The sequence below is a fragment of the Dehalococcoidales bacterium genome (assembly GCA_035529395.1).
Classification (GTDB): domain Bacteria; phylum Chloroflexota; class Dehalococcoidia; order Dehalococcoidales; family Fen-1064; genus DUES01.
In genome coordinates this window covers 1-12,919 of record DATKWT010000041.1, presented here as the reverse complement: position 1 = coordinate 12,919, position 12,919 = coordinate 1, and the positions used below count along the sequence as shown (strand labels likewise).

Annotated in this window: 12 protein-coding genes; 2 read left to right on the top strand and 10 right to left on the bottom strand. The window is 57.8% G+C overall.

Features of this window, described 5'->3' with window-relative positions:
* Together VMW13_02575 and mtaB are read right to left on the bottom strand one after the other, a co-directional pair.
* A partial coding sequence (locus tag VMW13_02575; GenBank protein HUV43695.1) for a CoA-binding protein occupies positions 1-1,373 on the bottom strand: 1,373 nt, incomplete at its 3' end.
* Positions 1,374-1,559: 186 nt separating this feature from the next.
* On the bottom strand, positions 1,560-2,780 hold the full coding sequence (mtaB, locus tag VMW13_02570) for a tRNA (N(6)-L-threonylcarbamoyladenosine(37)-C(2))-methylthiotransferase MtaB (GenBank protein ID HUV43694.1): 1,221 nt from the start codon (positions 2,778-2,780) through the stop codon (positions 1,560-1,562).
* A gap of 176 nt (positions 2,781-2,956) precedes the next feature.
* Here mtaB and fabF point away from each other — a divergent pair, with 176 nt between their 5' ends.
* Complete coding sequence (gene fabF / locus VMW13_02565) at positions 2,957-4,210, top strand: beta-ketoacyl-ACP synthase II (protein HUV43693.1); 1,254 nt, start codon at positions 2,957-2,959, stop codon at positions 4,208-4,210.
* A 56-nt stretch (positions 4,211-4,266) separates the two neighbouring features.
* Complete coding sequence (gene recJ, locus VMW13_02560) at positions 4,267-5,895, top strand: single-stranded-DNA-specific exonuclease RecJ (protein ID HUV43692.1); 1,629 nt, start codon at positions 4,267-4,269, stop codon at positions 5,893-5,895.
* Between the two features lie 454 nt (positions 5,896-6,349).
* Here the strand turns inward: recJ and VMW13_02555 are convergent, their stop codons facing one another.
* From VMW13_02555 to VMW13_02520, 8 genes are all read right to left on the bottom strand, one after another.
* On the bottom strand, positions 6,350-6,871 hold the full coding sequence (locus VMW13_02555) for a nitroreductase family protein (protein ID HUV43691.1): 522 nt from the start codon (positions 6,869-6,871) through the stop codon (positions 6,350-6,352).
* A 4-nt stretch (positions 6,872-6,875) separates the two neighbouring features.
* Positions 6,876-7,250 carry a cyclophilin-like fold protein gene (locus tag VMW13_02550; protein HUV43690.1) on the bottom strand — a complete coding sequence of 125 codons (375 nt, stop codon included), beginning with the start codon at positions 7,248-7,250 and terminating at the stop codon, positions 6,876-6,878.
* Positions 7,251-7,463: 213 nt separating this feature from the next.
* Positions 7,464-7,652: a hypothetical protein gene (locus VMW13_02545; GenBank protein HUV43689.1), complete on the bottom strand. Its 189-nt coding sequence runs from the start codon at positions 7,650-7,652 to the stop codon at positions 7,464-7,466.
* On the bottom strand, positions 7,645-8,475 hold the full coding sequence (locus tag VMW13_02540) for a prolipoprotein diacylglyceryl transferase (protein ID HUV43688.1): 831 nt from the start codon (positions 8,473-8,475) through the stop codon (positions 7,645-7,647). Before VMW13_02540 ends, VMW13_02545 begins: the two co-directional genes overlap by 8 nt.
* A 203-nt stretch (positions 8,476-8,678) precedes the next feature.
* Complete coding sequence (locus VMW13_02535) at positions 8,679-10,976, bottom strand: DEAD/DEAH box helicase (GenBank protein ID HUV43687.1); 2,298 nt, start codon at positions 10,974-10,976, stop codon at positions 8,679-8,681.
* Between the two features lie 35 nt (positions 10,977-11,011).
* Positions 11,012-11,305: a DUF503 domain-containing protein gene (locus VMW13_02530; GenBank protein HUV43686.1), complete on the bottom strand. Its 294-nt coding sequence runs from the start codon at positions 11,303-11,305 to the stop codon at positions 11,012-11,014.
* Positions 11,306-11,393: 88 nt separating this feature from the next.
* Positions 11,394-11,636 carry a helix-turn-helix transcriptional regulator gene (locus VMW13_02525; GenBank protein HUV43685.1) on the bottom strand — a complete coding sequence of 81 codons (243 nt, stop codon included), beginning with the start codon at positions 11,634-11,636 and terminating at the stop codon, positions 11,394-11,396.
* Positions 11,637-12,418: 782 nt separating this feature from the next.
* Positions 12,419-12,919: IS5 family transposase (locus tag VMW13_02520; GenBank protein HUV43684.1), on the bottom strand; the 501-nt coding region annotated here is incomplete at its 5' end.

Below are 12,919 nucleotides of genomic sequence, written 5' to 3'. Positions count from 1 at the left end.
GGATAGACCGGTATTCCGTTTTCTTCCAGTTGTTGTATCTGCCCGCCCTTATCGCCGGGGTCCACGGTCCAGGTCACCACTGTCTTGCCCCGGGCGACAAGGTTGAGGTACGGCGTGGCAGCGTTATTGTTCCGCTTTGGGGTAACGTCTTTCTGCTCCTTATCGCTCTGCCCCATAACCCACGGCCCGCCGCCTATCTGTATCGCCGCGCAGTCCACAGCGGGGTCGTCGGCAATTGCCATGATGAACTCTCTGGCAACGTCCACGCCACTATGCAACTGCCCGGTAACGCCGGTATCAAACGGGTTCAGAGGAATCTCCCAGGGCGGGAAAATCTTGACCAGCTTCTGCCGCGTTACCGCACCCGGCTCTGCCACGGCCAGCCCGTTGAGCTCGGCGGCATCGGTAGTGAGCACGCCCTCACCACCGGAGAAGGTGGCAATGGCCACACGATTTCCTTTCAGTGGTGGCAGGTACTCAAAGGCCTTGGCCAGGTCAAAGAACTCGTCCAGGCCGTGCACGCGGATGGCCCCGGCCTGTCTCAGGGCGACATCGACCACGGTATCGCTGGACTTCATTATCGCCGCCGTGTGGGAGGACGCCGCTTTGGCCCCGGCAGCGGTCCGGCCCGACTTGAGGACGATGACCGGCTTGTGCGGCGTTGTTTCCCGTAGCACCTGCATAAACCGGCGGGCGTCACCGGCAATACTCTCCATGTGCAGCGCGATTACGCGGGTATCTTCATCCTGAGCAAGGTACTCCAGGGCATCAACCTCGTTGATGTCCATCTTGTTGCCCAGGTCTATTAGCTTGCTGATGCGGAGGTTCAAATCAAACGTCAGCCAGTTCAGTCGTGGCTGGTAGAGTCCGGACTGGAAGATGAAGGAAAGCCCTCCCCGGGGCAGCTTCCGGGTAGTAGGCCCGAAACCGACTATCAGGCTGTTGGCCGAGTTGACCGGACTGAGCGCGTTGGGGCCGATGGCCCGGATGCCGTTTGCTCTAAGCAGGCTAAGGATTTCATCCTGTGTTTTCCGGCCATCGGTGCCGATTTCAGAGAACCCGCCGGCGACAATCGTTATGCCCTTAACCTTCTTCGCAACGCATTCCCGCACGATACCCAGCGTCATCCTGGCCGGGACCGAGATAACGGCAAGGTCGACCTCATCTTCGATGCTCCCGATATTCGGGTAAGCCTTCAGCCCGAGGATTTCAGTAGCGTTGGGGTTGACCGGGAAGACCTTACCGGGAAAACCCAGCCTGACCATGTTCTCTGCAAGGTAGTAGTTGTTCGACCGTTGGCTGCGGCTCGCGCCCACCACGGCGACATTCCTGGGATAGAAGAACAGGTCCAGAAAGTGTGTAGAGTTGCTCATGTAACCTCCCGCTAATATTAATGGACTAACAGGGTGATGAAAAACCCTTTCGACCATCCCCCTGACCCCCTTCCTAGCCAGGAAGGGGGAAAATATTATATCTGGGGGACACCCCCAGACCCCTGCCAAAGGGGCAGGCCCATCAGAATGGGCACCCCCTCTGGACTCCCCTTTTTCAGCATCCTGCTAAGGCAGTGTCAGTAGCGATAGCCTGTTGGCCAGGTCATCTTCGCTCTCCACGTAAGTGCGGATGTAGTTCTGTGTGACTCCGGACCAGCGACCATCCGCAGTGCGTTGCTCCCAGAGGACCGTCATCGCCCTGCCGGAGAAGCGTTGCCGGAAGTGTCCGGCGCTCTCCTCGGCCAGGGCCAGCATTCTCTGTGTTCGCTGTCGCTTGACCGTTTCAGGCACGTGACCCGGCAGGTCTGCGGCCTCCGTACCTGACCGGGCCGAATATGGGAAAACGTGCGTGCGGGCGAATCCCATCTCCCGGCAGAAGCGGTAGCTCTCCTCGAACTCCTCATCGGTCTCGCCGGGAAAACCCACAATGACATCGGTGGTAACGGCGGCATCAGGCAGGCGCTCTTGAATCAGGGATACCGTCCGCCGGAAGTCCCCGGTGAGATAGTGCCGCTTCATCCGGTGCAGCACCGGGTCGCTGCCGCTCTGGAGGGACAGGTGAAAATGGGGGCACAGCCGGTCATCGTTCCAGAGCCGGATAAGGTCTGGTGCAATCTCCCCGGGCTGGAGAGAAGAGAGCCTTATTCGCGGTACGCCGGTCTCGGACAGGATTCGCTGCAGCAGACCACGCAGGTTGATACCGTCATGGCTGTATGTGCCGACCTTCGTTCCGGTGAGGACCACTTCCTTGTAACCCTCGGCGGTGCGGCACACAACCTCGGCCACTACCTCGTCAGCGGGCAGGCTGGTCTCACCGCCGCGGACCAGGGGCACGATACAGTAGGTGCAGAAGCTGGTGCAGCCGTCCTGGATTTTGACAAAGCTGCGTGTCCTCAGTGCCGGGGATTGCCGTAGTGGTGTTTCCTCTGGGACCGCAGGGCTTGCAGTATAGCCGAGGTCTGCCAGCAGTCCCGGTAAGTCCATCTTCCGGTCATTGTCGACAATCAGGTCCACCCCATTGAGACGGGCCAGCTCTGTGGGCGCCCGCCGGGCATAACAGCCCGCGGCTACTATCAGGGCATCAGGGTTGCGCCGCCGGGCCTGTCTCAACAGGTGCCGCGACTTACTGTCCGCAACATGGGTCACGGTACAGGTATTGAGTATATAGACGTCGAACGGTCCTGTGCGTGAAACGATTTCGTGTCCGGCACAGGTAAGCTCCCGGGACAGGAGCTCCGTCTCCGCCTGGTTCAGTTTGCAGCCCAGGGTGTCCAGGGCGATTCTCATGAAGCGGTCCTACTATTTCGGGGTTGCTGACAGGGATTGACTGATAGCCGAGCACAGCAACACGGCAAAATTGACGGTCAGCCAGACAATCCATTATACTGGGCGTGAGCCACTGATATCAAACATCGGGGTGGCATCACATCGTAAAGGTACGAAGGGACGGGAGGTCCGGTTTGGTGAATTATACTGGCAACAGGGTTGTCGTTACCGGAATGGGTGTTCTGACTCCACTGGGACTGGACATTACCACCACCTGGGAAGGTCTTGTTGAGGGTAAGTCCGGCATTGACCACATAACCCAGTTTGATGCCTCGTCGTTGGAGACCAGATTTGCCGGTGAGGTCAAAGGGTTTGACCCGCTGGAATATATGGGCCGCAAGGAAGCACGCCGCATGGACCGCTTCAGTCAACTCGCGGTAGCCGCCAGCGTGGAGGCAATCCGGGATGCCGGTCTGGAAATCAATGATACCAACAAGGGGAACATCGGCGTCCTCATAGGCAGCGGTATTGGCGGACTGTTGACAATGTCGGAGCAGGTGAGAATACTGATCGAGAAGGGCCCGGACAGGGTAAGCCCGTTTCTGGTGCCGATGATGATTGCCGATATGGCTTCCGCCCAGGTGTCAATAGCACTGGGGGCCAGGGGCCCGAACTTCTGTCCTACCTCGGCCTGCTCCAGCGGCTCCGATGCCATCGGCACCGCCTACGAGATTATCAAGCGGGGCGATGCCGAGGCTATGTTCGCCGGTGGTTCCGAGGCAATCATCACCCCGATAGGTGTCGCCGGATTCAGCGCCAACCGTGCCCTTTCCACCCGCAATGAAGCCCCGCAGCAGGCATCGCGCCCATTTGATGCCGAGCGGGACGGATTCGTGATTGGCGAGGGGGCTGCAATCCTGGTCCTGGAAGACCTTGCCTTTGCCCGGGAACGAGGGGCACGAATCATCGCCGAGATTACCGGTTACGGTGCCAGCAGTGATGCCGTTCACATTACTCAGCCGTCAGAGGACGGTGAAGGAGCCGCCCGGGCAATGCAGATGGCACTGAGAAAGGCGGGTCTGGCACCATCTGAAATAGGCTATATCAACGCTCATGGTACCTCAACGCCTCTGAACGACAAGGTGGAGACAATGGCGATAAAGACGGTCTTTGGTGACTACGCCTACCATGTCCCGATAAGCTCCACCAAGTCGATGACGGGGCACTTGCTGGGAGCGGCCGGTGCTATTGAGGGGGCAGTCTGTATCAAGGTAATCAATACCGGCGTAATACCGCCGACGGTTAACTATAATAATCCCGACCCCGAGTGTGACCTTGATTACGTACCCAACAAGGCGCGTGAGGCCAGGATTTCCAGTGCCATGTCCAATTCCTTTGGCTTCGGGGGACACAATTCGGTGCTTGTTTTTCAGGAATTCCGTGGGGCGTAGGATTGAACCATAAGCGCTGGAATCTTTTGCCGTCAATCCCGGACAAACTCCCTGTCATGTCCTCCGGCTTTTCCCCGCTGATTGCGCAGCTCGCCTACAACCGCGGTATTGCCGAGGCATCCCGGCTGGAAACATTCATTGCCGCAGATGAGAGGCTGGTGAGTGACCCCTTCCTGCTGCCTGACATGCACCAGGCTGTGGCCAGGGTCTACCGGGCCCTGCTTTCCGGGGAGAACATTGCTATCTATGGCGACTTCGATGCCGACGGCATCACGGCCACCGCCCTCCTTGTCCAGGGTCTGAGTCTCCTGGACGGTAAGGTTATTCCGTACATACCGAGTCGGGTCGGTGAAGGACACGGACTGAAGGCGGGTGTCCTCGAAAAGTTGCATCGGGAAGGCATAAGCCTGGTGATTTCCGTGGACTGCGGGATTACCGGTCTGGTACCGGTCAGGAAGGCGCGCCGGATGGGGTTGGATGTTGTCATAACCGACCACCACGCCCCTCCGGACGAAATCCCGCCAGCGGTGGCGGTGGTCGACCCCAAACTGCCGGGCTCGGAGTACCCGTTTTCAGAACTGGCCGGGGTTGGTGTCGCCTACAAGCTTCTCCAGGCTTTGCTTCTCAGTCTGGGCCGGGAACAACTCCTTGACGGCGTGCTGGACCTGGTGGCCCTGGGAACGGTGGCGGACATGGTGCCGCTGCTCAGCGAGAACCGGTACCTGGTAAAAGAAGGTCTGAAACAGCTAAACACCGCTCCACGTCTCGGCATCAGGGAGATGATAGCACAGTCCGGCCTGGTGGAAGGTAATCTTGCCTCGGAGAACATCTCATGGGTCATCGCTCCCAGACTGAACACTGCCAGCCGGATGGAACATGCCCTGCCCAGCTACGAGCTGCTGATGACGGACTCACCTGAGAGAGCACAGCAACTGACGGCGTGGCTGGAGAAGAAGAACGTGGAGCGGCAGCAACTGACCAGAAAGGCGGTGGCCGAAGCCAGGGAGCAGGTGTACACCCAGGGAGTCCTGCCGCTGCTGATGGTTAGTGATGAGCGTTATCCCGCCGGAATCTCCGGGCTGGTTGCCGGCAGGCTCTCGGAGGAGTTCTACCGGCCGGCGGTGGTCGTCAGTGTCGGCAAGAGGACCAGCAGTGGTAGCTGTCGCAGCATTTCTGAATTCAACATTATCGAAGCGCTGAACAGGTGTGGAGACCTCTTCTCTCAGTTCGGAGGACATGCTCGGGCCGCCGGCTTCATCATACCGACACGCAGCCTGCCCCAGCTACGGGAGCGGCTTCTGGAAATGGCGGCCGGGCAATTGGCCGGGGTCGATCTGCGTCCCAGGCTGGATATCGATGCCGAGGTCGCCCTGTCGGAACTCACCGGTGATGCCTACGAGTCAATCCGGCAACTGGCGCCTTTCGGTCAGGGTAATCCGCTGCCCACGTTCCTCACTCGCAGGGTTGAGGTGGTTGACTCTCGTACCATGGGCAACAATGGTGACCACATCCGGCTCAAGCTGAGGCAGGACGGCATTGTCTGGGACGCGGTCGGTTTCGGGATGGGCAAAGAGCTGCCGAAAGTGTCTGCGTTTCTGGACATCGTGCATAACATGGAGATGGACCACTGGGGAGGCCAGACCACGCTCCGTCTCAATCTGCTGGACACAGCTACTGTTGAATGAGGGACGTGACCGCTAGTGTAGTGTCTTACAAATGCCTTTACAGTCCCTGTCATTCTAGCAAGCCTATGAAAAACCCTTTCGACCAATCCCCGTGCGGCCCAGACGGGCCGCCTTCCCCTTCCTGTCCAGGAAGGGGGGAAAGATTATATCTGGGGGACACCGGCAGAATCTGGTTTCGGATTCTGCTAACGTCATTCTGTAAGAATGACGCCCAGACACCCCTGCCATAAGGGGGCGTCCCTCAGAAGGGGCGAAGCCCCTCTGGACTCCCCCTTTTTCATCACCCTGTTAGACTTGATCCGGGATACGTGTTTGCCCCCTGGATTCCAGCCTGCGCTGGAATGACATCAACATCCATCATACGTAAAGATATATACGAGACACTACACTAGACCCTCTCCAGCCACACCGGCTGGTGTGCCGAATACCAGTAGATAACCGGTGGAGTAGTATGTTATGGCGTAGCCGGCGGGTTGAAGCTGTTCCCCCACTTTTCCGTGAAGGCGATGTCTTTCAGTTTTTTCCTCAGCTTGGAGGGGGATTCCGCCGGGTAACCAAGCGACAGGGCACATATCAGTCGCCAGTCACGGGGGATTTCCAGGGCCTCTTTTACCCGGTCGTCCTGGAATCCGGGGTTTATCCAGCAGGTGCCCAGGCCCAGCGCGTGGGCCGCCAGCATCATGTTGCCTGCCGCCAGAGAGCCGTCCTGGATTGGGCAGGTCGACCCATTCGGGTTCACGGCAACCACGATTCCCACCGGCGCCTCGTCCAGAAACCAGCCGTAGGCGAAGCCCCGCGTCACCTGGCGCTTGACCTCGGGGTCCGTGAAGACCACAAAGCTCCACGGCTGTGCGTTGCTTGCCGAGGCTGCCCATTGGCCCGCCTCGAGGACCTTCGCTATCAACTCCTCCGGCACCGGGTCGCTCCTGTAGCTCCTGATGCTCCTTCTCGTCCGGATTGCTTCGAGTACCTTCACGTAGCTACCTCCGTATAGTGATTCTGTCTCCCTGTTTAGCCGCGCCGAGTAGCCCTGTCACACCCTCCGGACTGATACCGCCAATCACATTCACGGGGCTGATTGCCCTGGGTTCGTCACCCTGGCTGATTGGCGTCCTGCCCAGGAAGATGCACATCGCCTGTCCGCGCGGCCAGTAGGCAATATCCCCCACGTCGACTATCTCCCGGGCGTTTTCCTCTTCCTTCGCGAGGGGTATCGAGAAGTATATCTCTTCTCCCCAGAGGTTGATTGTGGCGGTGACAGGAAGGATATCAAGGACGCCGGCGGCGGTATCGCTCTCGTTGAGCCAGGCGTCTACCTCTATTCCCCCGATGGTTATCTTTATCTGACGGTCCACTAATGCCTCCTTTCCCCCCATGTCATTCTGAGGAACGCAGTGACGAAGAATCTAAGAGTCATGGCAGGGCGAGACTCTGCGCCACTGAGGACAGTGGCGTGTTGCTCAGAATGACCGTCCGCCTCATCCGTGTTCCCCAGGGGAGCACATGGATGTCAGGGCTCCCCCTTCATCTCATCGAAGCCAATCGGCGAGCAGATGCCTTGTGAAGATTCAGCTCTTCGCGTCCGGCTTGCCGCCCAGTTCTCGAACAATGCCGTAGGCCACCAGTGCCAGCGGGCCGCCGAACAGTGATGCCATACGCCAGAACCAGGGGCTGATTCCGCGCGCCACCGAGTCCACAGCCACCACGGCAAAAGAGCCTGCCCAGATAACAGTTGTCAGAATAGCAAGGTCATCCATTTGATTCCTCCTGTTCTTGCGCTAGCTGTTCTTCTTCTTGCGTTAGCTGTTCTTTGGTACTTATCCAGCGTGTCCGATACACCAGTACAGGGACAACAATCAGGAGCACGATGATGCCGATAACCTGGGCCTGATGGAGACCAAAAATGAACGATGTCCCGGGACGCAGGAAATCGATGCCAATACGCCACATGGAGTAGAGTCCGAGGTAAATGAGGTAAAGCGAGCCGGCTGGCTTGAACCGGCCCTTCAGCTTCACCAGCACCACAAAACATATCAGGCCGAAGATAATTTCGTAGACCTGCGTGGGGTGCACGGCACCGACGCCGAAGCCGAGGCTGGTAGGGTCGGTGTACGTAATCGCCCAGGGCAGGGAGCAGGAGTCGCCGAAGCAGCAGCCATTCAGAGTGCAGCCTATCCGGCCTATTACTGCCTGGGCCACTATCACCGCCGGAGCCAGCAGGTCAAAGAAGTAGCCGATTTTTACCTTGGCAATTCTACAGTAGACCCAGATGCCCAGGGAAGCGCCCAGTACCGCACCGTAGGCAGTCAGCCCTCCGGCACCTATTATCTCCCCCGGGTTCTGCACATAGTGGTCCCACAGGTCAATCACGTGGAGCAGCCTGGAAATAATTACGCCCGAAGGAATGCCCACCAGCGCTGCGGCAAACACGGTGTCGTACGAAATCCTGGCCCCTCGCTTCGATTGCCATGCCATCCAGGCTACCAACCAGACAATTGCCAGGGCAATAAATATCCCGTACCAGTGGATGCTTATCGCTCCAATTGTGAAGGCTACCGGGTCTATGCCTATGTTAATCATTGTTACTCCCTTGCTATCCCACTATCATTCTGACCCACCCACTGTCATTCTGAACGACACGCCACTGTCCTCAGTGGCGCAGAATCTCGTCCTGCCATGACACTTAGATTCTGTGCTGCTGCTAGCAGCGGCCCTCCGCTATGCTTCACTCAGAATGACAGTTGCCTGGCGGTATCAACTGTTCATCCCGCTCGTCCTTTCACCTAGCCCGCGCGTGTGAAACCCAATAGTCCCTCCAGAAGCACCTGCGCCGCTTTCTTGTCCAGTGGCTTATTATTATTGCCACATTTAGGTGACTGAATGCAACTGGGGCAGCCCTCCAGGCAGGGGCACTCTATGATTGCCTTCAGGGTGGTTTCCCAGAGTTGCGTTATCAGTTCAAAACCCTTCTCGGCAATACCGATACCACCGGGGTGGGCGTCATAGATAAATACCTGGGCTTTACCAGTGTCCGGATGGAGGACCGTGGATACGCCGCCGATATCATTGCGGTCGCACAGGGCAAAGAGGGGAAGAATGCCGATGGCAGCATGTTCCATGGCGTGCAGTCCCCCCGCCAGGTCCAGCTTTTCCTTCTCAACCTCAGTGATGGCGTTGTCCGGGATGTCAAACCAGAGCGCCACCGTAGGGAAGTGCTGCGGGGGCAGGTCCAGCGGTTCCTCACCGATGACCTCATCGGTGAACTGGGCCATTTTCTTGTAGCCGGCCACTGTGGTAGTAACCTCAACGTCTCCCAGGTGCACCCATACCCGCCTGGTCCGTTTCTCCCGTCTGTTCCTGACGACATGCAGGTCGGTGAGGTCTTTGCTCTGGGTGTAGTAGCCGGCGTCCGTACGGCTGGCGCAGGCAGTCCGGCTGGTCAGGTCCAGCGCGGTAATGAGGTAGGCTTCGCCCTGGTGGAGGTAGACGGCCCCGGGGTGTATCTGGAAAAAAGCGACGGTATCCTCTACGGTTTCCATCAGGGAATCGGTCCCGGAATCGATGATGCTGTAGTTCTCCCGGGACGTGGAGCGGATGTTAATGCTCTGCGCCGGGTGAGCGATTGTCGGCGAAAGGTACCACCGACCGCGGCGTTCCCTGAGCACCCCCCGGTCTTCGAGCTCAGACCTCTCCCGTTCCAGGGCCTCCCCGAAGTACACTTCATCGTCCTTACTCAAGGGCATTTCCCAGGCGGCACATAGCAGGTGTGCCCGGGCGATGTAAGGGTTGTCCGGGTTTACCAGGGCATTCTCGAAGCTCCGCTTGAAGAAGAACTCGGGATGGCGCATGAGGTACTGGTCAAGGGGGTCGTCCAGTCCGATGAGGAAGCTCAGAGACCGTTCCTTGCCCCGACCGCTTCTGCCTGCCTGCTGCCAGGTGCTGGCAATGCTTCCCGGATAGCCGGTGAGCACGGTTGCCTCCAGGTCACCGATGTCGATACCGAGCTCAAGGGCGGTGGTGGCGACAACTCCGAGAAGCTGACCGCTGAACAACTGTTGCTCTATCTTCCGTCTGTCCTTCGGCAGGTAACCGGCGCGGTAGGGCTTGATTCGCTCGGCCAGCGCGGGGTCCACCGTGGCCAGTCTGTTTCGTGAGTATGTATAGATGAGTTCGGTGAGGCGGCGGGTGCGGGAGAAGGTCAGGGTGCGGATGCCTTCACTGAGAAGTCCCGTGAACAGGTTGGTTGCCTCGGTGTTGGCACTGCGCCGGGTGCTCCTGGCGACATCGATAAGCGGTGGGTTCCAGAAGACAAAGTCCTTTCCTCCGTGAGGAGAGCCGTCTTTGGACACCACGACAAAGGGCAGTCCCACCAGCCGCTCGGCGTGCTCACCGGGATTGGCTATGGTGGCCGAAGAGCAGATGAACTGTGGGTCGGAACCATAGACGTGGCACAATCGGCGCAGGCGACGCAGAACACCGGCCAGGTGGGAACCGAAGACGCCGCGATAAACGTGGGCTTCATCGACGACCACATACCGCAGGTGGCGCAACATGCGGGACCACTGCCGGTGGTTTGGCAGTATGCCCAGGTGGAGCATATCCGGGTTGGATAGCACTATCCTGGCGTCTTTCCTGATATCCGCCCGCTCCGCCCGTGGGGTGTCGCCGTCGAAGGTGGCAATCTCGTCTCCCGTCAATAGCTCTGGGCAGCACAGTTCTCGCAGGGCCCGTAACTGGTCCTGCGCCAGGGCCTTGGTGGGAAAAAGATAGAGAAAGCGGGTATCCGGTTCGGTAAGCATGGCCTGGAGGACCGGGATGTTGTAGCACAGGGTCTTGCCGCTGGCACTGGCTGTGGCCACCATCACGTTTTCGCCGTGACGGGCATGGTTCACGGCCTCGGCCTGATGGCGGTACAGGGGCCACAGGCTGTGTTGCACCAGGGAGTCCCGAAGTCTGTCAGTCAGGGGCTCTTCCAGCTTACCATGGGTCGCTCGCCGAGGCGGAATATGCTCTATATGGGCAATCTGGTCGTCATAGCCCGGCTGAGCGGTAATATTCTGGAGAAAAGCCGAAGTATCCATCGTGTCTCTGTATTGCCTGTCCCGTATCCCTGGACTCAGGACACAGGAATTATCTCTATCTCGTAATCGAGTATCTCGGCGTCGGGGCGGGAGTTGATGATGAAGTCAACCACTCTGGACATGACTTCGTTGGCATGACGGCGGTCATTACTAACACAGCATATCCCAATGGTAGCCAGTTGCCACATATCCCCGTTATCGACCTCGGCGATGGCGACATTGAATTTATTACCCACGCGGCTGACAATGGATTTCAGTATCCGTCTCTTGCCTTTGAGAGACTCGTTCTCCGGTAAACGAAGGTTAATCCTGCATACTCCAACATTCATGGCCCGTACTCCCGGTGCAATACCGGCGGTAAACGCAGTGAGTGGTAAATAGCGTTAGTGCCGTCCGACACGACAATAGGCCGTGCTCTCAGTTTTCCCTGTCTTCGGATTCGGCCCTGTACTCAAACAGGGCCCGCTCAGCGACGATGGTCAGCAGCATGGATGAGGCGCCACGAGGCCGGTACATCCCCTTCTCCCACTCGCTAATCGTCTGCTGGCGTGTACCGAGTGTTTCCGCTAGCTCACGCTGTGTCAGGCCCATGTGGGACCTCAGTGCACGGATGTGGTGACCGGTCCATTGCGGGCGTTTCCTCTTCTGGTGGCTGTCCATAGCCAGATTCTACACGAATTAGTGTAAATCGTCAACGATATGTATGTGCGGTCGTCTGCTTGACAACAGGTTTTCTGCTGGTCGGTCATTGCGAGGAGTGAGGTGACACGCCACTGTCTTCAGTGGCGCACAATCTCAAGATTAAAGTAACCTCACCCCCTTTGTCCTGGGAAGAATCCCTGATTCTTCAGGGGAAGATAAGAAAGAGGGGGCCTGTCGGCCCTTTCTTAGACTCCCCTGTGATTATCAATCTGCTATAGAATACCAGCTAGCCAAGGCGAATCTCATCAAGCAAACCGGAAAGCTCCCGACTAAGCGAAACAGCAGGCTTACTTGTTGGGTAAAAGAATACTTTTCGCTATTGTCGAGAGATATTAGACCAATCTAACGCCAACAAAATGCCATTTAGCTTGGTCAATACTGGAGATTTGCCGGAACGAACGTCCTCGTCAATCATATTGATTGCTGTAGGTATTTCTGTATCTTCAATACTAGAGCTGCTGCTCTCAATAACCAGAATATTTGGAGCGTGTTCTTTGTATTGGTGTAGCTTCTTTTTAGCTACTTCATAAACTTGCTCCCAAGCATGCTTACCTTCTAGCGGAACCGTATCGCCATAGAGCTCTAGCAGGGTGCTGAAAAAGGGATTGATTGCCGTTTTTAACGGGCAAATTACCGTTGGTGATGTTCCTTGGGAAGGTTTAGGATGATTTTCGCACCCTTTCCTCTGGACACCAGCCCGCTTTTCAAGCCACTTTCGGTTGAGCGGGCAATTATGACGCTTAAATAGCGTCGACTGCCGACAGTTTAGCCATACGGATAAGGTTGTAAGCTGCCGTCGCCAACTCTGCCCAGAGCTGATTGCGCTCTACCCCTTTGTGCCGGAGCTTGCGACCGCCTCCTACCGTCTTGATCCAGCCAAAGATCTCTTCAATGCGCTTACGTATCCTCTGGCTCACCTGATATCCGACATGCCGGGTAGTGCGTTTATCCACAGTCGACCACTTTCGCCGGGCCACATGAGGTGTGACGTTCATTTCCCGGCAGGTCGTAACGAAGTTCCGTGTATCGTAGCCCTTGTCCGCCCCCACCGTAATCCGTTGAGACCCGGGCACCTTTTCCAGCATATCAAGTGCAGTTTCCCGCTCCGCAGTCCCCGTTGCCCGGCTGACCACCACATCCACCACCAGGCCCGTACGATTCTCCATAAGTACATGACCGGCGAAGCATAACCTGGCTTCCTTACCCGCCCCTTTCCTCGCCAGCCGCGCCTCCGGGTCGGT

What these genes read in the sequence shown, in the direction of transcription:
- recJ (HUV43692.1), top strand. Translation starts at nt 4,267, where the DNA reads ATGTCCTCCGGCTTTTCCCCGCTGATTGCGCAGCTCGCCTACAACCGC.
- VMW13_02530 (HUV43686.1), bottom strand. Translation starts at nt 11,305, where the DNA reads ATGAATGTTGGAGTATGCAGGATTAACCTTCGTTTACCGGAGAACGAG.
- mtaB (HUV43694.1), bottom strand. Translation starts at nt 2,780, where the DNA reads ATGAGAATCGCCCTGGACACCCTGGGCTGCAAACTGAACCAGGCGGAG.
- VMW13_02545 (HUV43689.1), bottom strand. Translation starts at nt 7,652, where the DNA reads ATGGATGACCTTGCTATTCTGACAACTGTTATCTGGGCAGGCTCTTTT.
- VMW13_02535 (HUV43687.1), bottom strand. Translation starts at nt 10,976, where the DNA reads ATGGATACTTCGGCTTTTCTCCAGAATATTACCGCTCAGCCGGGCTAT.
- VMW13_02540 (HUV43688.1), bottom strand. Translation starts at nt 8,475, where the DNA reads ATGATTAACATAGGCATAGACCCGGTAGCCTTCACAATTGGAGCGATA.
- VMW13_02525 (HUV43685.1), bottom strand. Translation starts at nt 11,636, where the DNA reads ATGGACAGCCACCAGAAGAGGAAACGCCCGCAATGGACCGGTCACCAC.